The organism is Streptomyces sp. NRRL WC-3626 (assembly GCF_000718785.1).
Lineage (GTDB): Bacteria > Actinomycetota > Actinomycetes > Streptomycetales > Streptomycetaceae > Streptomyces > Streptomyces edwardsiae.
The window spans coordinates 16195-37355 of sequence record NZ_JOCA01000022.1; the positions used below are offsets into that span (position 1 = coordinate 16195).

Here is a 21161-nt window from a genome sequence, read left to right on the forward strand (position 1 = left end):
GCGGTCTCTCAGCGCGGGGAGGCGTGGGCGAGCGCCCTGTCCAGGAGGGCGCGGAGCAGATCCGGGACCGGGGCGCCGTGGACGGTGTGCCGGTCGAGGAGCGGGCGGGCGGCGCGACGCCTCACCGCAGGGCGCGCCTCAGCGCGGGCATGAGGCGGAGTGCGCTGTCGCGGTTGATGCCGCGGCGTTGCTGGTCGGTGAAGGCGGGGTCGGTCTCGACGGCCGGCACCGTGTAGCCGGTGATGACGTCGGCCGAGGCGGCCGGCCAGTCGGTGCCGAAGAGGACCCGGTCGGCACCGGCGGTGGCCACCAGAGTGCCCGAGGGGGCCAGTGGGCCCGCCGTGTCGTAGAAGAAGCGGTGAAGATGGTCCCGTACCCGGGCGGCGTCGAGGGGCGGGGTGCAGAAGTCGCCGAAGGCCGCCATGCGGGTGGCGATCTGCGGGAGGAACCCGCCGGCGTGCGGCAGGACGACCGACAGGTGCGGGTGGCGGTCGAGCGTCCCGGTACGGATCAGGTTCACGGCGGCACGCGTGGTGTCCAGCAGGAAATCGCACATGAAGTTGGGAATCCCGGGGACGGTGGGCACGCCGGGTGGTCCGCCCGGGAGGTCGAGCGGGTGGGTGAAGAGGACGGCGGCGCGGTCGTCGAGTTCCGCGAGGAAGCGGTCGTACGCGGGGTCACCGAGATAGACCCCGTTGTAGTTGGCCTTCACGCTGACTCCCACCGCACCGAGGTCGTCGTAGGCACGTCGCAGAGCCCACGTGGTCACCTCGGGATGGTCCAGGACGGCGGGGGCGAGGACGGCGAAGCGGCCCGGGTGTGCGGCCATCAGGCCGGACATCGCCTCGAAGACGACCGTGAGGCCCTCCCTGGCCTGAGCCGCGGAGCGGTAGCGGTCCTGCATGGTCGGGTTGAGGACCGCGGTCGCGATTCCCACCCGGTCCATCAGCGCCAGGGTGGAGTCGAGATCCCAACGCGCCCACCACAGCAATTCCTCCCGCCGCACCAGGCCCTCGCGCTCGGCCCAGTCCACCCATGCCGGAGCGGTGAAGTGATGGTGGACGTCGATCCTTGCCCGGCGGCTGTCACCCCCGTTCCCCGAGCCCTGCGGCGGCTTCTTCTCCCCGGCCTGCGCGGTGGCCCCGCCCGCGGCGGAGACGGTGGCCGCCACCGCCCCACCGGCGACGAGCAGACTCCGGCGGCTCATGGCCCGTGTCGATTCCGGCATCCGTGTACCCCATCCGTAGCGCCTACAGCGTGCCGCACCACGATGGCCCCACGGCGCGCCCGCCATCGCCACGGCGTGCTCTGTTCGCGGCCGGTTCCCCCGGACGGACGCGGTCCGGTCCGTAGGGCCGGATCGGCCGGCTCGTGCCCGGCGCCGCGCCGAAGGGCCACCGGCTCGCCCCTGCCTGCGGGCCGACGATCACAACCACCGGACCGGACGGCGCCCTGTGGTGCACGGAGTGGGGCGGCGACCGTGTCGGCTCCGTCACCGCCGAGGGCGTGATCGAGGCCCGGCGAGGAGATCCGTGTCGCGCGGGGGGGGCGAGGTCCGCGGGCCTGAACTCATCGGTGAAGGACGGCGCGATGTCTGGAAGCCCCGGAGCGCCGGGCGGACTCCGCATGAACGTGAGCCAAGTCCGGAAGCCGGTAAGCGCTTTTCGGACAAACTGCGGGCGATCCGGGTGAGCAGAGACAACCCGGAGGGTGCCCATCCGCCTCTCATGGTCCGAACACCACGGCTCCGCAAGCCAGTTGGGGTCGTGCTGCTCGTCCACGTTCCATGACCCACTCGAAAGCCGGAAGCACGAGGACTGATGACCAAACTCCAAAAGGGCCGCCCCAGCCACCTGAACCGCCCCTACCTCGCCGTCGCCGCGGCCGTCGCCGTGGTCGCGGGTGTCGTCGCCGCCGCACCGGACGCGAAGTCCGAGGAGCCGACGCCGAAGCTCAGCCTGATCGCCGCCTCCACCTCCGTCACGCTCGACTCGTGGAAGGAGGATCCCGGGGTCTATCTCGACCTCGGGACCTACCTCACCTCCGAGAACGGCGCCCTGGAGCTCAAGGTGACCCGGAAGTCCTACAAGGACCCGGTCGTCGCCCAGCAGATCCTCCGGAACGGCAAGAAGACCCGGACCCGGACACTTCCCGCCGGGCTCGTGAACGACTTCGCCGGTCTGCCGGACTTCACGCAGATCACCCTCACCGACGAGGCCGGCTCGACGGTGCTGGAGAAGAGCGAGGCGTTCTGTCCCAACAACGCCTCCGGTCGGGTCCGGCCGGACGCCCCCGCCAACTCGAAGTATCCGGAGAGCTGTCCGACGAACCCCTTCACCCTCGGCTCGGTATGGGGCGTCGAGAACGGCTGGGCGTCCAACACCTACTCGGGGTTCTACACCGCCCCGGTCCAGCTGGCCGCCGGCACCTACACCGCCGAGATCAACGTGGCCGAGAAGTACCGTGATCTCTTCGGCATCGCCGACAAGCCGCAGACCGTCAAGGTGGTCGTCCGCGAGCGCAGCTGGGAGGACGAGGAGAGCGCCGGCGCCCGCGGTTCGGCGAAGACAACCGCGTCCGGGCACAGCGCCCACGCGGAGCACGACGCACACGCCGAGCACAGCGCGCACGCGCGGCACGGGGCCGGCGCGGACACCCCGGCCCCCGGTGCCGTGACGAGCGGTGCGGGACCCTCGTACAACGCCGGCCACGGACCCTACCCGTCGGCTCCGCCCGCGCTGCCGTGGGCGATGAAGCGGAAGGCCCTGGGGCGGCAGGCCCTCACCACCGCCGAGGCCGGTGACAGCCCCGGGCAGACCGACGGCTCGCGGCAGGCACCGGGTGCCCTGCCCAACGCGAAGCGGCCCGCGGGCAAGGCATCCGTGCCCGACGTACCGAAGCCCGACCTGCGCTCGCTGCCGGCGTACGGCATCACCGTCAGCGACGGCTACGAGGAGGTGCCCGGCAAGGACTACCTCGCCTTCAGCGCCAACGTGTGGAACGCGGGCCCGGCCAAGCTCGTCGTGGACGGCTTCCGCTCCCCGGGCAAGGAGGTGATGGACGCCTACCAGTACTTCTACGACACCGACGGCACCCAGGTCGGATACACCCCGACCGGCGGCCTGGAGTGGGACCCGCGTCCGGGCCACGAGCACTGGCACTTCCTGGACTTCGCCAGTTACCGGCTGCTGACGGCCGACCAGAAGGAGACGGTGCGCAGCGGCAAGGAGGCGTTCTGCCTGGCCAACACCGACGCCGTCGACTACACGGTGAAGAACGCCGACTGGCACCCGGGCAACACGGACCTGTCCACCGCGTGCGGCCAGGAGAACTCCATCTCCGTCCGCGAGGTGCTCGACGTCGGCTCCGGCGACACCTACACCCAGGACCTGCCCGGCCAGTCGTTCGACATCACGGACCTGCCGAACGGCACGTACTACATCCAGGTTCTCGCCAACCCGGAGAACCGGCTCAAGGAGACCGACCACAGCAACAACAGCGCGCTGCGGGAGGTCGTCCTGGGCGGCGAGAAGGGTGCCCGTACGGTGACGGTCCCCCCGCACCACCTGGTGGACGCCAACTGACCCACCCGTGACGGCCGGGGCGGCTCCGGAGACGAACCGGAGCCGCCCCGGCCCGCCACATCGCCCAGGGATCGCGTCGAGCACCCACTTCTCCGAGATCCTGGTCACGAACAAGCGGCTACAGCGACGACGTCGCGTCGCGGACGTGGGCGAGTGCGGTGTCGAGGAGGACGCGGAGCCGGGCCGGGGTCGGGGCGACGGCGGTGGCGAGGAGCGCCGCGCCGTCGGCGAGCGGCGCCAGTACGCAGTGGCCCCGTTCCGGGTCGCCGAGGAGGACGGGCGCCGGGAGCGGCACCGGCTCGGGGGCGACGAGGAGGAGCTGGCCGGTCGCCCGGTGGCCGCCCAGTACGGCGGGGCCGTCCCACGCCGGGGCCGGGGCACCGTAGACGGTGTGCTGGTCGAGGACCGGGCGGCCGTCGCGCCGTACGGTCAGACGGGTGGACAGGTGGCCCGGCGGTTCGGCGGTGCGGCCGAGGAGTTGCTCCTCGCGCAGCAGGAGGTGGGAGGTCGCGGTGAGTTCCACCCGGTAGGTCTGGTGCAGGGTGCTGCCCCGCGTGCTGATCAGCGGCCGGGGCAGCCAGTGCAGCGAGGCGTCCTCGCCGGCGGTGAGTCGTACGTCGTAGGTGGCGGGGTCGGTGGTGGAGCCGCGCAGGGCGATGGTGGCGGCGGCGGTGGTCACCTCCAGCCGGGTGCGCGCCCCCGCGGTGATGTCGAGGGCGAGCCGGTCTCCGCCGAGCGGTGCGCTCATCGCGCCGAGGACGCAGACCCGGGCCCGGTCCCCGCGCGGCCGCAGCCGGCGCAGATGGAACGGGCCGTCGCTGTGCAGGAGCGGGAGTGTGGTCGTACGGCCGTTGTGGACGGCCGTCAGCCGGGCGGTGGCGTGGAGGCCGGCGGGGTGGGCGCGGGCCGTCGGAAGATCCTTCGCGCGGGGCGTCGAGGATTCCCCGGCTGATACCTGGGCGGCGGCGGCCGTCACCGGGGGACTCCGGCGTGCCAGGCGGCGAGGCGTTCGGTGACCCAGTCGGTGACCGGGCGGATGCCGTCGGGCGCGGTCAGGCTGGTGAAGGCGTACGGCAGGTCCCCCCGCTGCCTGCGGGTGTCGGCCCTCATGGTGTCCAGGTCGGCTCCCACGTACGGTGCCAGGTCGGTCTTGTTGACCACGAGGAGATCGGCGGTGGTGATGCCGGGGCCGCCCTTGCGCGGGATGTCGTCGCCGCTGGCCACGTCGATGACGAAGACCTGGGTGTCGGCGAGTCCGCGGGAGAAGGTCGCGGTGAGGTTGTCTCCGCCGGACTCGATGAGGATCAGGTCGAGCGGGCCCAGGTCCTGTTCGAGCTGTTCGACCGCTTCGAGGTTGGCGGAGATGTCGTCACGGATGGCGGTGTGCGGGCAGGCTCCGGTCTCCACGGCGGTGATGCGCTCCGGTGGCAGTACGGCCTCGCGGCGCAGGAAGGCTGCGTCCTCCTGGGTGTAGATGTCGTTGGTGACCACGGCGATGGAGAGCCGGTCCCGCAGGGTGCGGCACAGCGCGGCCACGGTCGCGGTCTTGCCCGAGCCGACCGGTCCGCCGAAGCCGATCCGCAGGGCGCGGTGGCTGCCGTCCGGGCGCTCTGGGTCGGCACTGTGGGTGTAGCGGTGGGGCATGGTCAGGGGATGGTCCAGATGCACGGGGGCTCCAGGTCGGTGCGGTGGGGGCGGGTCAGGAGGCGAAGAGGCGGACGGGCCGGGCGGCGTGCTGCTCGCCGGTGATGTCCAGCAGCGGGGCGGACACGGCGGGCAGAACGGTGACGCCCTCGGCGGCCACGCGTTCCGCCGCTTCGGCCGCGGCGGCGGCGACGGCGTCGCAGTCGCCGGCGAGCCGGGCCAGGACCGAGGTGGCCTCGAAGGGATCGAGGCTCAGCAGGCGTACTGCCGCGGTCGCCGGGCCGCCGACGCTCTCGTAGGCAGCGGCGTGGGCGGCGTCGAGCGGGCTGAGTCCGGCGGCGCGGGCCGTGACGCCGAGGACGATCGGCTGGTGGGCGCCCTGGGGGCGATGGCGGGCGAGGTGGTCCAGTTCGGCACCGGGCCAGGTGACGCGGGCGGCGCGCATCAGCTGCCGGCCGAGGCTGCGGGCGATGCGGCGCAGGGCCGGCGCGGGGGTGCGGGTGTCGGCGGCTTCGTCGAGGGCGAGGGGATCGTGTCCGGTGGCGGCCGCGGCGGCGAGACCGGCGGCGGTCAGTCCTGCGGTGTGCAGCCGCCCGCGGCAGAACGCCTCCAGGCCGGCGGTGTCGTGCACGCATCCGGAGGCGACGGCCGCCTCCATTCCGCCGGAGTGGGCGTGCCCGCCGGCCGGGAAGCGGCCGTCGGCCAGCAGGAGCAGGGCGGTGCGGCTCATGGCCCGCCTTTCGCATGAGGGCCGGGGCCGGCCGGGGTTCAGAACAGGAAGTACCGCTGGGCCATGGGGAGTTCCGTCGCGTAGTTCCGTGCGACCTGCTGTCCGTCGATGGCGGCGCGGACGTCGGAGGTGGTGGCGCCGCCGATGGTGACGTCGAAGGTGTCGGGGTCGATGTCGATCTCCGGCAGCCCGTTGTTGTGGATCATGTCGGCCTTGGTGACGCCCCGGGTGGACCGGATCGCGCGCAGCGGCTTGAGCAACCCGGCCTCGGACAGTTCGCCGTCGAGGGCGGCCTCGGCGACGAAGTTGAAGGAGTTCGCCGCCGGGGCGCGGCCCTGGAAACCCCAGACAGGGCGCGGCAGATAGGGCTGCGGGGTGGGGATGGAGGCGTTGGCGTCGCCGATCTGCGCGTAGGCGATCTGGCCGCCCTTGATGACCATGTGGGGTTTCACGCCGAAGAACTTCGGCTCCCACAGGACCAGGTCGGCGAGTTTGCCGTCCTCGACGGAACCGACCTGGTGGTCGATGCCGTGGGTGAGGGCGGGGTTGATGGTGTACTTGGCGATGTAGCGCCGGGCCCGGAAGTTGTCCGCGTCGGCGTCGTCCTCGCGCAGGTGTCCGTAGCGGGACTTCATGACGTGCGCGGTCTGCCAGGTCCGCAGGATCATCTCGCCGATGCGGCCCATGGCCTGGGCGTCGGAGGACATCATCGAGATGGCGCCCATGTCGTGCAGCAGGTCCTCGGCGGCCATGGTGGACGGCCGGATCCGGGATTCGGCGAACGCCATGTCCGCCTCGACCTCCGGATTGAGGTGGTGGCACACGATCATCATGTCGACGTGTTCCTTCACGGTGTTGACCGTGAAGGGCCGTGTGGGATTGGTCGACGCGGGCAGCACGTTCGGCTTGCCCGCGAGGCTGATCATGTCGGGGGCGTGACCGCCGCCGGCGCCCTCGATGTGGAAGATGTGCAGGCCGCGGTACTTGGCGTCCTTGGTCCTGCGGTTCTCCTTGGTCGCGGCGAAGGTGTGCTGCACGAAGCCGGACTCGTTGAGGGAGTCGGCGTGCAGGGCGACCTGGACTCCGGTCTCCTCGCACACCGTCAGGGCCGCGTCGATCACTGCCGGGGTCGCGCCCCAGTCCTCGTGGATCTTGAAACCGAGGGCACCGGCCGCGACCTGGTCGTGCAGTGCCTTCTCGGAGACGGTGCTGCCCTTGGCGAGCAGGCCGATGTTGACCGGGAAGGCGTCCAGCGCCTCGAACGTCCGCTGGAGATGCCACTTTCCGGGCGTCACGGTGGTGGCCGTACTGCCCTCGGCGGGACCGGTGCCGCCGCCGATCAGCGTTGTCACACCCGAGGCGAGGGCCTCGTGGATCTGGCCCGGACCCAGGAAGTGCACGTGCGTGTCGACGCCGCCGGCGGTCAGGACGCGTCCATGGCCGGAGATCACCTCCGTCTCGGGTCCCACGACGAAGGCCGACGCGCGCGGGTCGTCGTTGTCGGGCGGCGTCATGGTCTCCGGGTTGTACGCCTTGCCGATCGCCTGGATCCGGCCGTCGCGCAGTCCGACGTCGGCCTTGACGACACCCCAGTGGTCCAGGATCAACGCCCCGGTGATCACCGTGTCCACCGGCTTGCGCGGGTCGTCGCGCGGGATGTGCGACTGCCCCATGGACTCGCGGATCACCTTGCCGCCGCCGAAGACCATCTCGTCGCCGCTGCGGCCAGGCCCGCCGCACCAGTCGGCGTCGATCCGCAGCCGGAGGTTGGTGTCGGCGAGCCGGATCCGGTCCCCGGTGGTCGGCCCGTACAGCTCGGCGTACTGGATGCGCGACAGCGGGTCCCAGGGCTCGTCGCGTTCAGCCGTGTCGGACGTCAAGGTGCTTCTCCTCTTCGCTCTTGTCGGCCTGGAGCCCCCGGACGATCCGCTCCCCGGCGATCGGCACCAGCATCACGGTGCGCGCGTCGCCGGGCTCGAACCGTTCGGAGGTGCCGGAGGCGATGTGCAGGCGCATCCCGTGGGCGTCCGCGCGGGCGAAGTCCAGGCCCTCGTTGACCTCGGCGAAGTGGAAGTGGGAGCCCACCTGGACCGGGCGGTCCGCGGGGTTGGACACCTCCAACGGCACAGGTGTGGCGCTCTCGTTGAACGCGATCCGGTATTCGTCCTCGTCCGGCAGCAGCTCCTGCTTCCCCGGATGGACGTGTACCTCGGTGTCCGCCGCGTCGAACGGATCGTGGATGGTCACCAGCTTCGTCCCGTCCGGGAACGTGGCCTCCACCTGGACGTTGGTGATCATCTCCGGTACGCCGTCCATGACTTCGTCACGTCGCAGCACACGGCGTCCCGACTCCATCACCGAGTCGACCGTCTCCCCCGCCCGGGCCTCCTCGTACACATGCGCCGTCAACAGCGCCATGACCTCGGGGTAGTTCAACGGCAGCCCACGCTCACGCCGCCGCCGTGCGACATCCGCCGCCACATGGACCAGCAGCCGCTCCTGCTCATGCGGAGTCAGATGCATACGGGTCCCCCTCTCCTGTTCCACCACGTCACGATCACTTACACCACGTGACGATTTCCCATAATCGTTCACAGCACGTGACGATCCTGGGGGGCTGGAGACCCCGCCGCGCGGAGAACGGCGTCGTCGTCCCTGAAGGAATGAACCGGAAGCACGGGTCGCGCGGGGCGCGGCCACGCGCGCAACGCCCGCTGCTCGCGCACGACGGCGCGCCCCCGCGAGGAAGCCGCCGTCGGAGGCGGGGATGACGCTGCGCGAGGAAGATCGACGGGTTGTCGCCGGTTCACAGCGGGGGACGGGGCATGGTGGCGGTTCCTACCCGGGGGGCTGGGACGCCGAGGCCCGGTGTGCGTTCAGGCCGCTGTCGCGGGTGGCGGCGGAGGAACGGGACGCGGCCGGGGAGCCGTACGCGGTGCTGCACCGGGTCGCCGGGCGGGAGGTTCCGGCCGAGATTCATCTCATCGCCTGGCGCGACCACTTCGTCGGGCAGTGGGTCCACGACGAACTCGGGCGTCGGACGCTGGAGGTCGACCTCCGGCTCTTTGAGGACGACCGGCTGTTCCTGCGGCGGTACTCCTCACCGGAGCAGCGGGATCTGGCCCCGGACGCCTGGCGGCTCACGGTGGAGCTGCTGCCCGACGGCAGAGGCGGGAAGATCCTGCAGGAGCGCGGCGAGGGCGGTGGGTCGTCGCACACCCCGGCCGATGTGCCGGAGGAGCGCCGGTGGCACGACCGGTCCGGGTTCGGTGTCCGGGCGGCCGACGACCTCTTCCGGCCGGGCGTCCCCTTCCCCGTGGAGCCCTGGGAGAAGACGAGGACGGCCGCACCACGGCACATCGCCACGGTGCGGATCCCGGCAGGGCGTCTCGCCATCTCCGATCCCATGGACGAGAAGCCCCGGGAACTCACCGAGCGCATACCCCCCGGCGAGTACGCGCTGGAGGCGGCCGTGATCGTCGGCGAGGGCTCGTACGGCGACGAGCGCGACCCGGTGACCGAGGAGCTCGCCGTACGCCTGCGGGTCCGGGACGAGCCCGCCGTCACCTGGGAGCTGGCGCTCGGTGAGGACGAGGACCCCCGTCTGCTGCTCGACGGCCACGCCTACGGGTTCGGCACCGACGGCGCGGCCGGCGCCGTCGCGGACGCGGCGGCCTGGGAGACCCTGTCCGGCAAGGTCAGACGCTCCTGCTCGGAGCAGGGCGGCGACGCGTGCGGGTCGCTCGGCGAGGGCCATCTGCACGCGGCCGACGACACGACCGGCAGCGATCTGGTGTCGTTCCGCACCGGGGGCGACGGCACCTGGCCGGTGTGGTTCGGTCGCTCCGCGACCGGTGACCTCGTCTCGGTCGTGGTGATCACGTCGTACCTCCGACCGGGTTCCGGAACGCCGATCGGAGCGGACCTCCCGGCGCTGCGGCCGGGAGATGCGCTCCGATCGTTGGTCGGACGGGGCCGGTTACTCGCCCGCGGCCGCCTTCTTCTTGCGGAGGAAGAACATCGCCGCGCCGCCCGCGGCCAGCAGGGCCACCGCGATGCCCGCGATCACCGGGGTGGCGTTGGAGCTGCCGGTGTTGGCGAGGTCGCCCTCGCCGCCGGTGGCCTCGTCGGAGGAGCCGCCGGCCGGGCTCGGGGCCGAGGACGGGGTGTCACCGTCGGTGCCCGGCGTCTCCGTGCCCGGGGTGCCCTGGGTCTTGCAGTCCAGGACGCCCTCGAAGCGCTCCGAGAAGCCGTTCGGGCCCTTGACGGTGATGTCGTACTTGGCGTCCTCGTCGACCGGGACGGTCACGGTCTTGGACTCGCCGGCCCCGATCGTGTGCTCGGTGCCCGCGAGTTCGAAGGTGAACGGGGAGTCGCCCTGGTTGCTCGCCGTGACGTCGACGCCGTCCTTGGCGCAGTTCTTCTCGGCCGTGACCGACGGGATCGCGCCCTTGGTGGCCCAGTTCGCGGTCGCCTCGGCGGTGACCGTGGACTCGCTGGAGCCGGCCAGGATCTGCGTCTGGCTCTTGCTGGGGCTGGCGAACGCGCGGCCGACCGGGATCTCGGTGGTGGCCTGGACCGTCAGCGCGGCCGAACCGTCGGCCGTGCCCTCGGGCACGTCGAAGTACAGCTCGGTGCCGTCGCTGGCGGACGTGACGGCGTTGCCGCTCTTGTCGGTCACCTTGACGCCGGCACCGGCCGCGTCGGCGGAGGCGGCGACGGAGACCTGACCGGCGTCGGTGTGCACGGTCACCGGGCCGAGCTTGCCGCCGGCCTTGCCGGAGACCGCGTTGGGCTCCAGCGTGAGGGAGGTCTTCGGCTCCTTCAGGTTCTGCGCCTCGGCCTCGAGCCAGTCGGCGAGCTTCTCGGCCTGCGCGTCGCGGGCCTCGACCTTCGCGCCGTCCGAGAAGCGCCAGATGGCCACCTGGGTGCCGGCCGCCGCGGTCTTGGCGGTCAGGCCCTCGGCACCCGACTTCTGGCCCAGCGCGGCCAGGTCGCCGATCTGGGGGTACGAGTTCTCGAGGATCCAGAGGATCTTGCCGGCGTTCTCGTTGGCGCCGAGCGAGGTACCGGCCCAGGGGGTCTCCAGGTACTTCGCCTTGTTCTGGGTCGGGTTGTGGATGTCGATGCAGTACGTCTGCAGACGGCCGCTGCCCTCGACGTTCATCTCGAACAGTCCGGCGGCGATGTTCTGGGTCTTGCCGCCGCCGAGGTCGAGCCGGGCCGAGTCGTACGTCTTCAGCCCGTCGAGCGTGGCGACCGCACCTCCCTGGTGGTGCGTGTCCCCCTCGTCGGCGGCGGCGTTGCCCGCCCCGGCGAGAAGGCCCATGGTGAGCAGTCCGGCCGTGGCCGCCCCTGCGGCCATACGCCGCCCTGTGGTGCGCCGCCCGGTCGTGGCGGACGCGGAATGAAGAGCAAACACAGATTTCCCCTCCGGCGGGACCCGCAACGGGACACACGAGATGTGTTCACACGAGATGCGTGGTGAAAGAGTCACGCCAGTTGTCTCAAGTGCTGGACCAGCACACGGGGATCCTATGGATGGAACGGTTCCGGATCTTCGTTCCGGACGCCGCACGGCCATTCCGAATCGGAAACGTTACTTCGCGCGACCGGAGTGTCCTCATCCATCCAATCTTCACAACCCGACCAGCAAGTCCGCACACCTACTGACGAGTTGGGGTCGGCGGGCGACATACCCCGGAATGGGCCCTCGCCGCCGGCGCCGTGGTCCGCTGCCGCGGCCGGCGGCGGCCCGTCGCCGGTGGATCTCCGCGCTCCCGTCCGCGTTCACGGTTTCGGTCAACCTCGGGCGGGCGTCCGCCGCCGGCCCGCCCGCCCGGCCTCGGCCGTACGCCCGCCATGGCCTCGATCGGCCGGGCCGGCGTCCCACTGACCCCCCTTGTTTCCGGCAGTTGTCCGGCGTTCTGGAAAGTAGACACAAATTCCACACACCCTCTCTTCATACCGGCCCCGATGGTCTAGATTGACCTTGCTTCAGCCGTTCGGACACAAGGTGACCAGTGATGACCCTGGGTGCGGGGAGCATCCGTTATTTCTGGTGCCACCGGGGTGGGCCGTCCGACCGGTGCTGAAAGGGCCGACAAGGCTTGTGCGGGAGGCGGGGGCCTCTCGCGGGGGAGAACAGAGCGGCGCGGGGGGCGGGGGCCTCCCGGGTGGAGAAACGGTGTCAGGGGAACACGTCGAACCACTGGGAACCTGGGGGGTTCTGTGCGGCAAGGGGGATTACTCAGCCCGTTTCCGTCGGAGCGGGGGCGTCTGGCGGGCAGTTCGGTCCGTCAGCCGGCGGCCGACTGGGAACATCGGTACCGCCGGACCGTGATCACCGGCGACGCCGTCACCACGGCCGTCGTGGTGGCGTCGATCGGCAACTTCTTCGGGGCGCGGGACGCGGCCAACTGGCATGAGAAATGGGGGATTCTGGCCTTCGGCACCTGGCTGCTGGTGCTGGGGGCGCTGGCGGTGGGCAGGGCCTGGTCCCCTGCCGTACTCGGCCAGGGAGCCGAGGAGTTCCGCCGGCTCGGGCGCGCGCTGTTCGCGGCGACCGTCGTCCTGGCACTCGGGGGGATAGCGCTCACCTCGCGCAACATCAAACTCTGGATCTTCGTCGCGGTCCCCGCGATCGCGATCGTCGCGATGACGGCCCGGTATCTGCTGCGCCTGTGGCTGCACCGGCAGCGCAAGGAGGGCCGGTGCCTGAGGCCGGTCCTCGCCGCGGGCAGCCCGGACACCGTGCACGATCTGATCGCCCGCACCCGTAAGTTCCCGCACCTCGGCTGGCGGGTGGACGGGGTGTGCACCCCGGACGGTCTGGCGCCCGACGGCAATCACGTGGACGGGGTGCCGGTCATCGGCCAACTCGCCGACGTGGCGGGCCGCGTGCGCCGGGACGGGTACCGGGTCGTCGCGGTCACCCCGGACCCGCACTGGTCACCGCACCGGCTGCGGCGGCTGGCCTGGAACCTCGAGGGCAGCGACGCGGAGATGGTCGTCGCCCCCGTGCTGATGGAGGTGGCCGGACCCCGGCTGCACATCGACGCGGTGCTGGGGATCCCGCTGCTGCGGGTCAGCATGCCGGTCTTCACCGGGGGCCGCCGGGTCGTCAAAGGGGTCGTCGACCGGCTGGGCGCGGCGGTGCTGCTGCTGCTGTTCTCGCCGCTGATGCTGTGCGTCGGGCTGCTCGTGACGGCCACCAGCCGGGGCGGGCCCTTCTACAGCCAGCGCCGAGTCGGCAAGGACGGCCGCGAGTTCACCATCCTCAAGTTCCGCACCATGGTCGCCGGCGCCGACCGGGCCCGTGCCGGACTGGCCCAGCTCAACGAGGGCGCCGGCCTGTTGTTCAAACTCCGCCGGGATCCGCGGGTGACACGGGTCGGGGCGGTGCTGCGCCGGTACTCGATCGACGAACTCCCGCAGCTGTTCAACGTACTCACCGGATCGATGTCGCTCGTCGGCCCGCGGCCTCCGCTGCCGGAGGAGTCGGCGGCGTACGGCCCCGACATCCGGCGGCGGTTGCTGGTCAAGCCGGGCCTCACCGGCCTGTGGCAGATCAGCGGGCGCAGCGATCTGTCGTGGGAGGAGGCGGTACGGCTGGACCTGCGGTACGTGGAGGACTGGTCGCTCGCCCTGGACACGGTGATCTTGTGGAAGACGCTGCGTGCGGTGCTCTACGGGCAGGGGGCCTACTGATGGACGGCGCGCGGACCGCAGGCCGAAGGGGCCTGCCCTGGGGGAGGAACGGGTCATGAGAGTCAGCGTGTTCGGGCTCGGCTACGTGGGCTGCGTGTCGGCCGCGTGCCTGGCCAGCATGGGGCACGAGGTCGTCGGGGTGGACGTCAACCAGGTGAAGGTCGACCTGGTCAACGACGGCAAGGCCCCGGTGGTCGAGGAGCGGATCGGTGAGCTCATCGCCGACGTCGTACGGAGCGGGGCGTTACGCGCCACCGACGACGTACGCGAGGCGATCATGGCCAGCGAGGTGTCGCTGATCTGCGTGGGCACGCCGTCGGAGCCCAACGGCAGCCTGTGCACGACGTATCTGGAACGGGTCACCGAGCAGATCGGTGCCGCGCTGGCCGAGCGGGGCGGACGGCACACGGTGGTGTTCCGCAGCACCATGCTCCCGGGCACCTGTCTGAACCTGCTGCTGCCGATCCTGGAGAAGTACGTCGGCGGTACGGCCGGGGTGGACGTCGGGGTGGCGGTCAACCCGGAGTTCCTGCGCGAGGGCACCAGCGTGCGGGACTTCTTCGACCCGCCCAAGACCGTCATCGGCGAACTCGACCCGTCGAGCGGCGATGTGGTGGCGCGGCTGTACGAGGGTCTGCCCGGCGAGGTGTTCCGGGTGCCGGTGCCGACGGCCGAGGCGATCAAGTACGCGGACAACGCCTTCCACGGCCTCAAGATCGGTTTCGCGAACGAGCTGGGCGCGGTGTGCCAGGCGCTCGGTGTGGACTCGCACCAGGTGATGGACGTGTTCCTGGCCGACCGCAAGCTGAACATCAGCCCCGCCTATCTGCGGCCCGGTTTCGCCTTCGGCGGCTCCTGCCTGCCCAAGGACCTGCGCAGCCTGGTGCACGCGGCGCAGCGGGCCGATGTGTCGGTGCCCATCCTCTCCCACGTACTGCCGTCCAACTCCGCGCATCTGGAGCGCGCGGTGGAGCTGGTCGAACGCACCGGGAAGCGCCGGGTGGGCCTGTTCGGGCTGTCCTTCAAGCCCGGCACCGACGACCTGCGGGAGAGCCCGCTCGTCGAGCTGGCGGAGCGGCTCTTCGGCAAGGGGTACGACCTGCGGATCTTCGACGCCCATGTGAGCCTCTCCCGGCTGCTGGGCGCCAACCGCGAGTACATCGAGACCCGGCTGCCGCATCTCGCGCAGCTCCTCGCCGACTCCGTGGACGAGGTGCTGGAGCACTCCGAGGTGTGCCTGGTCGGGACCAGGGACCCGGCCGTGCTGTCGGCGCTGCCCCATGGCGGCGGCCCGGTGATCGTCGATCTCGTCCACCTCCCCGACGCCGAGACGCGCCGGGCCGAACCGGGGTACATGGGCCTTGCCTGGTGACACGTCGTTCAACGACACGAACAGCGGTGGTGGCCGCGGCCGTCGCGCGCTGATCCTGGTGGAGAACCTGTCGGTGCCGTTCGACCGGCGGGTGTGGCAGGAGTGCGCCACTCTGCGCGACGCCGGCTGGGAGGTGCACGTCATCTGCCCCCGGGGAACCAAGCGGGACACGGAGCCGGAGGCGGTGATCGACGGGATACGCATCCACCGCTACCCGTTGCGCGCCGCCACCGGAGGGCCCGCCGGGTATCCCCGGGAGTACGGATCGGCGCTGTGGCACACCGTCCGGCTGGCCCGGAAGGTCGGCCCGGTCGACGTGGTCCACGCCTGCAACCCGCCCGACCTGCTGTTCCTGCCCGCCCGGTGGCTGAAGCGGCGCGGGGCGCGGTTCGTCTTCGACCAGCACGACCTGGTGCCGGAGCTGTACCTGTCCCGGTTCGACCGCGGCAAGGACCTGCTCTACCGGGCCGTGTGCGCGCTGGAGCGGGCGACCTACCGGGCCGCCGACGTCGTACTCGCCACGAACGAGAGCTACAAGGACGTCGCGGTGCGCCGGGGCGGGCGGCGGCCCGAGGACGTGTTCGTGGTGCGCAGCGCGCCCGACACCGAGCGGTTCCACCCGGTGCCGCCCGAGCCGGAGTTGAAGGGCGGCAAGCCCCATCTGTTGTGCTATCTGGGCGTGATGGGGCCGCAGGACGGGGTCGACTACGCCCTGCGGGCGCTGGCGAAGCTGCGCGACGAGATGGGGCGGACCGACTGGCACGCCGTGTTCGTCGGCGGCGGCGACACCTTCGACGCGATGGTGGAGCTGTCCCGGCGGCTCGGGCTCGACGGGCAGGTGCGGTTCACCGGGCGCGTACCGGACGCCGACCTGGTGCGCTATCTGTCCACCGCGGACGTGTGCCTCTCCCCCGACCCGCGCAATCCGCTCAACGACGTGTCCACCATGAACAAGGTCCTGGAGTACATGGTGATGGGCCGGCCGATCGTGTCGTTCGAGCTGAAGGAGGCGCGGGTCTCCGCCGGTGACGCCGCCCTCTACGCGCCCGCGAACGACGAGAGCGCGTTCGCGAAGCTCATCGCACGGCTGCTGGACGACCCGGACCAGCGGGCGCGGATGGGCGAGATCGGCCGGGAGCGGATCAACGGGGCGCTCGCCTGGCGGAATTCGCAGGCGGCGCTGCTCGCCGCGTACGACGCCGCCTGCCGTGACCGGGCCCCGGTGGCGGCGGACGGCCCGAACAGGGCAGGGAAGAGGCTGCGCCGTTGAGCGAGGACACCATACGTCTGGTCACGATCGGCAGGATCGTCCGCCGGCGCCGGCGGCTTCTCGTCGTCCTCACCGTGGTGGGGGCGCTCGTCGGCTACGGCGTCTCCGCTCTGTTCCCGCCGCGCTACACCACGTCGGCCTCGGTGCTGCTGCCGGGCGCGTGGGAGGAACGTGAGCTGCTGACCCGGACGCAGATCGCGACCAGTTCGGTGGTGGTCGACCGCGCGGCCGCCGCACTCGGCTGGGCCGGTGTGGACGGCGAGGAACTGAAGGACCGGGTGAGCGCCAAGGCCGCCGACGGCAACATCATCGAGGTCTCGGGCACGGCGGAGACACCGGGGCGGGCGCAGCAGCTCGCCGATCAGGTGGTCCAGGAGTTCGTCGCGTTCAGCGCGCGGCTCGCGGACGACACCACCGCCCCGGAGGCGTCGGCGCGGCCGGAGGAGCTGCGGCAGCTGGTGACACGGACCAGCCGCCGTATCACCGAACTGGCGGACGCGGCCGATCCCGGGAGCACCGTGGAGAGCGTGCAGACCCGTACCGAGCTCGCGGAGCTGCGTACCGCCCTGCAGGAGGCCGTCACCGCGCTGAACGAGTCCGGTCCGGCCGGCACCAAGGCGAACATGGTGGTCATGGGTCCGGCCGCCCGGCCGTCCGGTGAGGCGCCGCCCACGCGGGTCCAGCTGGTCGTCGGCGGGGCGCTGCTGTTCCTGCTGGTCTCGGTCATCGGCCATCTCACCGCCGCGCGGATGAGCCGCCGGCTGCGGGGCGAGCCGGAGATCGCCTCGGCGCTGGGCTCGGCGCTGCTGGGCTCCGTCGATGTGCCGGCGGACGGGCACGCGCTCGGGCCGCGGGATCGTGGCCGGTGGGCCGGGGTCCGCCGGCTGCTGGGTGCCGACGTCCGCTGGGACCTGCCCGCTCCGCCGGTCTCCGCCGACGAGGCCGGCCGGCGGCTGCGTACCCGGCGGGTGCTCGCCCGTCTCCGGGGCCGGCTGCCCGCTCCCCGGCGGCTGCTCGTCGTCGTCCCGGACGGCGACGGCATCGCCCGTCTGGCCGCAGGACAGCTCGCCGCCGAGGCCGGCGGCGATCCGCTGCTGCGGGTGGTGGAGGTGCCGGTGTCCCGGCCGATGGTGCCGGACTCCGGCGAGGAGTCCGGTGCCCTCGTCGTGATCGGCGCCGGCCACTGGACCGCCGGGGAACTCGCCGGCATCGCGGAGGCGTGCGCCGACGCGGGCCACGAGGTCGTCGGGGTCGTCCTCGCCGCCCCGGTCCGGGACCGGGCGCGTACGGCGCGGTCCGCCGGCCGTCCCCGGGACGCCGCCGCCCCCGCGCTGGCGGGGAGTCACGACGCGCCGGGAGGTACAGGGTGACGACACGTACGAGTACGGAGTCACCGGCCGCCGCTCCGCTGCTGGATCTGCATGTGCTGGTGGTGGCGGTGCGCAGACGGCGCCGTCTGTGGTGCTCCGCGGCGCTGCTCGGGCTGCTCGCCGGCGGTGCGGTGGCGGTGCTGCTGCCGAAGCCGCCGACCGCGGTGACGAAGGTGCTGGTCGCGCACCAGCAGGACCAGCCGAACGATCCCGGCACGCTGATCCGTACCGACGCGGCGCTGCTGCACACCACGCGGATCGCCGATCAGGCGCTGCGGTCCCTGAAGTCCCCGGAGAAGCCCGAGGACTTCATGGAGCACTACGAGGGGGCCGGGCTGACCAACAACCTGCTGGAGATCACCGCGACGGGCGACAGCGACGCCCAGGCGTTGGCCCGTGCCGAGGCGGTGGCCAAGGCGTTCGTCGCGGACCATGTGCGGCGGATCCGGGAGGCCGCGGACGCCGAGGCCAAGACCCTGCTGGCCCAGCGGGACCGGCTGCGGGACGAACTCGCGGAGGTCAACGAGGAGATCGGGGACGGAGAGCCGAGCAGCGATCCGAAGGCGGCGGCGGACCTGGAGTCGCTCTTCGCCCGCCGGGCGGAACTCACCTCGCAGATCACCGCCTTCGGGGACCGGGCCGGGGAGGCGCGCATCGGTACGCCGCAACTCGTGGCCGGCACGCAGATCGTGGACGCCCCGCATGTCGTACGGCAGTCGCTGCCCAGGACGCTGGCCACCGACGCCGCGATCGGGCTCGTCCTCGGGCTCGTCCTCGGGCTGGCGGTGGCGGCGGTCGGCGCGGTGGTGGCGGACCGCCCGGTGCTGCGCCGGGACATCGCGGCGCACCTCGGCGCCTCGGTCCTAGCCGAGCTGCCCCGCCGGCCGGGCGGGCCGTTGCGGCGCCGACGGTTTCGGGGGGCCCGGTCGCGGCTCGCCCTGTCGCTGGCCCGTACCGTGCGCGGCTCCGCCGAGCCGGTGTCGCTGCTGGAGCTGGGGTGTGCGCGCGGCGCGAGCCGGATCGCCCTGGATGTCGCCAGGGAGGTGAAGGCGCACGAACCCGTGGTCCTCGTCGACGGGCTGCCCCGCCCGCACCTGACCCGGCGCCGTCCGAAGCCGGGGGACCCCGAGGTGGCCGGCGCCGCGGACGAGGCGGGGCCGGAGATCCGCATCGGCGTCGGCTCGGTGGCGCCCGGCACGGCGTGGACCGACCTCCCGTTCCTCGGCACCCGGACCGTGCTCGTCGTACGGGCCGGGCACGCGGGCACGGCGTGGCTGCACACCGTGGCCCGGCAGCTCGCGGACCAGCGCATAACGGTGATCGGCGTGGTGCTGATCGACCCCGATCCGCGGGACCGGACCGACGGCACGCTGTGGGACGGGCCGCGCACCGCGCGGCGCGACCGCGGCACTCCGCCGCCGGTCCGGCAGATGGGGCCGGAACGGCCGCGGGCGGAACGGCTGCCGACACCGGCCGGCCGGGTCCCGGACAGTGAGCAGGAGGCACGGTAGACATGTGCGGCATAGCAGGCACCTACCGGTGGCCGGACGGGAAGGCCGTGACCGACCGGCTCACCGAAGTCCTCGCGCACCGGGGCCCGGACGGGGCGGGCCGGTACAGCCACGCCGCCGGTGACGCCGAGGTGCACCTCGGGCACCGTCGGCTGGCCATCATCGACCCGTCCGAGACGGGCGCCCAGCCGATGGCGTCGGGCGGTCTCGTGCTCACCTACAACGGCGAGCTGTACAACGCGCCGGAGCTGCGGGCCGAGTTGGCGGCGGCCGGGGTGCGCTTCCGCGGCACGTCCGACACGGAGGTGCTGCTCGAGGCCTGGCGGCGCTGGGGCACGGACTGTCTGCCCCGGCTGCGCGGCATGTTCGCGTTCGGGGTATTCGACGAGCGGACCGGTGAACTGGTGCTCGTACGCGACCAGTTGGGCATCAAGCCGCTGTTCGTGCTGCGGCGCGGCGAGGGTCTGGTGTTCGCGTCCGAACTCAAGGCGCTCGCCGCCGTGACCGGCGGGAAGCTGGAGGTGGACCACACGGCGCTGGTGGCGTCGCTGCTGTACTACTGGGTGCCGGACTCGCGGTGCGCGTTCCGTGAGGCGGAGAAGCTGCCGCCGGGGAGCTGGCTGCGGTGCCGGCCCGACGGCCGGGTGGAGCGCGGCCGGTTCTGGAACCTGAGGGACGTCGCCGCCGAGGCGCGGGAGGGGGCCCGTGGCGGGGGGCTGCCCGATCTCGCCGCCGTCGTCGAGGAGTCGACCCGGCGTCATCTGCTCTCCGACGTGCCCGTGGCGACGTTCCTCTCGGGCGGCCTCGACTCCAGCTATCTGACCGCGCTGGCGGCCCGCGAGCGGCCCGGGATCTCCGCCTACACGATCGGGTTCCGCGCCGAGGACGCGAAGTTCGAGGCGATGCCGGACGATCTGCGCTACGCCCGGCAGGTGGCGCAGCGGTACGGCGCCGATCTGCACGAGATCGAGATCGCCCCGGACGTGCTCGATCTGCTGCCGCGGATGACGTACCACCTGGACGAGCCGATCGGCGACCCCGCCGCGATCAACACGTTCCTGATCTGTTCGGCCGCCCGGGAGGCCGGGGTCAAGGTGATGCTGTCGGGGATGGGCGCGGACGAGCTGTTCGCGGGCTACCGCAAACACCTGGCCAATGTGCTGGCGCTGCGCTACCAGCGGGTGCCGCGGCCCCTGCGGCGCGGGGTGTCGGCGCTCGTGGACCGGCTGCCGGTCGCCTCGGCGGCCCGGGGGTACCGGTCGGTGCGGTTCGCGAAGCGGTTCCTCTCCTTCGCCGAACTGCCGGAGGAGACCGCGTTCCGGCGCAGCTACACCATGTACGACCGGGGTGAACTGCTCGGCCTGATCGACCCGGACCTGGCGGGCACGGTCGACGACGTGCTGACCGAGCACGCGGACGTCTACGAGGACAACGCGCTCGACGACTTCGTCAACCGTATGTGCCTGGGCGACGCCCGGATGTTCCTGCCGGGCCTGAACCTCGCCTACACGGACCGCTCCAGCATGGCCGCGTCGACCGAGGTACGGGTGCCGTACGTGGACGTCGAGGTGGTCAGGGCGGCGTTCGCCTTCCCCGGCGACCGCAAGATCGCCGGGCGGCAGGGCAAGGCCGTGCTCAAGGAGGCGGCGGCGTCCGTGCTGCCCCGGGAGATCGTCTACCGGCCCAAGGGCCTGTTCAGCGCCCCGCTGCGGGCCTGGATGAGCCGGGATCTGGCACCGCTGGTGCGTGAGGTGGTCAACGACGGCGAGCTGGTGCGGTCCGGGTTCCTGCGCCGTGACGCGCTGCGGCGGATGGTCGCCGAGGACGCGGCCGGGCAGCAGGACTTCTCCAAGCATCTGTGGCATGTCCTGACCCTCGAGTACTGGTACCGCGGCGCGACCTCCGGGCCCGGCCGGGCTCCCTGACGGCGTGGAGAAGCGGCGTAGGCAACGGCGTAGAGAACCGGCGTA

14 protein-coding genes and 1 pseudogene are annotated in these 21161 nt (G+C 72.1%); 8 read left to right on the forward strand and 7 right to left on the reverse strand.

Features of this window, described 5'->3' with window-relative positions; all coding sequences use genetic code 11:
- Window positions 1-121: 121 nt before the first annotated feature.
- A complete protein-coding gene (locus IF28_RS0127600) occupies window positions 122-1207 on the reverse strand; it encodes an amidohydrolase family protein (RefSeq protein WP_234325357.1) in 1086 nt (361 codons plus the stop codon).
- 613 nt (window positions 1208-1820) lie between these two features.
- Here IF28_RS0127600 and IF28_RS0127605 point away from each other — a divergent pair.
- Window positions 1821-3584: a lysyl oxidase family protein gene (locus IF28_RS0127605; RefSeq protein ID WP_030225541.1), complete on the forward strand. Its 1764-nt coding sequence runs from the start codon at window positions 1821-1823 to the stop codon at window positions 3582-3584.
- A gap of 118 nt (window positions 3585-3702) precedes the next feature.
- On the opposite strand, the gene IF28_RS0127610 is transcribed toward IF28_RS0127605, so the two are convergent.
- The 5 genes from IF28_RS0127610 to IF28_RS0127630 are packed head-to-tail and all read right to left on the reverse strand — an operon-like array spanning window position 3703 to window position 8481.
- Window positions 3703-4560, reverse strand: coding sequence for an urease accessory protein UreD (locus tag IF28_RS0127610; RefSeq protein ID WP_078621465.1), 858 nt, complete (start codon window positions 4558-4560; stop codon window positions 3703-3705).
- The gene (gene ureG, locus IF28_RS0127615; RefSeq protein WP_030225544.1) at window positions 4557-5252 is read right to left on the reverse strand and encodes an urease accessory protein UreG; all 696 of its coding nucleotides are present in this window, start codon (window positions 5250-5252) and stop codon (window positions 4557-4559) included. The genes IF28_RS0127610 and ureG overlap by 4 nt, the downstream gene beginning before the upstream one ends.
- A 31-nt stretch (window positions 5253-5283) precedes the next feature.
- Window positions 5284-5958, reverse strand: coding sequence for an urease accessory protein UreF (locus IF28_RS0127620; RefSeq protein ID WP_030225545.1), 675 nt, complete (start codon window positions 5956-5958; stop codon window positions 5284-5286).
- A gap of 38 nt (window positions 5959-5996) precedes the next feature.
- Entirely contained in the window at window positions 5997-7838 is a 1842-nt protein-coding gene (locus tag IF28_RS0127625; RefSeq protein WP_051713907.1) for an urease subunit alpha, read from the reverse strand.
- Complete coding sequence (locus tag IF28_RS0127630; RefSeq protein WP_030225547.1) at window positions 7819-8481, reverse strand: urease subunit gamma; 663 nt, start codon at window positions 8479-8481, stop codon at window positions 7819-7821. The genes IF28_RS0127625 and IF28_RS0127630 overlap by 20 nt, the downstream gene beginning before the upstream one ends.
- 883 nt (window positions 8482-9364) lie before the next feature.
- Here IF28_RS0127630 and IF28_RS39980 point away from each other — a divergent pair.
- Window positions 9365-9775 (forward strand): annotated as a pseudogene (locus IF28_RS39980) (DUF4241 domain-containing protein); the annotation flags it as partial.
- A 162-nt stretch (window positions 9776-9937) separates the two neighbouring features.
- Here IF28_RS39980 and IF28_RS0127645 read toward each other — a convergent pair.
- A complete protein-coding gene (locus IF28_RS0127645) occupies window positions 9938-11323 on the reverse strand; it encodes a Cys-Gln thioester bond-forming surface protein (protein WP_030225552.1) in 1386 nt (461 codons plus the stop codon).
- Window positions 11324-12189: 866 nt separating this feature from the next.
- On the opposite strand from IF28_RS0127645, the gene IF28_RS0127650 reads away from it, so the two are divergent.
- From IF28_RS0127650 to asnB, 6 genes are read left to right on the forward strand one after another with little or no spacing between them, the layout of a single operon-like run.
- Window positions 12190-13668, forward strand: coding sequence for a sugar transferase (locus tag IF28_RS0127650; RefSeq protein ID WP_030225555.1), 1479 nt, complete (start codon window positions 12190-12192; stop codon window positions 13666-13668).
- Window positions 13669-13723: 55 nt separating this feature from the next.
- Window positions 13724-15040, forward strand: coding sequence for a nucleotide sugar dehydrogenase (locus IF28_RS0127655; RefSeq protein ID WP_030225558.1), 1317 nt, complete (start codon window positions 13724-13726; stop codon window positions 15038-15040).
- The gene (locus IF28_RS0127660; RefSeq protein WP_030225561.1) at window positions 15030-16310 is read left to right on the forward strand and encodes a glycosyltransferase family 4 protein; all 1281 of its coding nucleotides are present in this window, start codon (window positions 15030-15032) and stop codon (window positions 16308-16310) included. Before IF28_RS0127655 ends, IF28_RS0127660 begins: the two co-directional genes overlap by 11 nt.
- Complete coding sequence (locus IF28_RS0127665; RefSeq protein ID WP_030225563.1) at window positions 16307-17680, forward strand: Wzz/FepE/Etk N-terminal domain-containing protein; 1374 nt, start codon at window positions 16307-16309, stop codon at window positions 17678-17680. The genes IF28_RS0127660 and IF28_RS0127665 overlap by 4 nt, the downstream gene beginning before the upstream one ends.
- The gene (locus tag IF28_RS0127670; protein ID WP_030225567.1) at window positions 17677-19191 is read left to right on the forward strand and encodes a Wzz/FepE/Etk N-terminal domain-containing protein; all 1515 of its coding nucleotides are present in this window, start codon (window positions 17677-17679) and stop codon (window positions 19189-19191) included. Before IF28_RS0127665 ends, IF28_RS0127670 begins: the two co-directional genes overlap by 4 nt.
- Window positions 19192-19193: 2 nt before the next feature.
- Window positions 19194-21116: an asparagine synthase (glutamine-hydrolyzing) gene (gene asnB / locus IF28_RS39515; RefSeq protein ID WP_030225569.1), complete on the forward strand. Its 1923-nt coding sequence runs from the start codon at window positions 19194-19196 to the stop codon at window positions 21114-21116.
- Window positions 21117-21161: the final 45 nt, after the last annotated feature.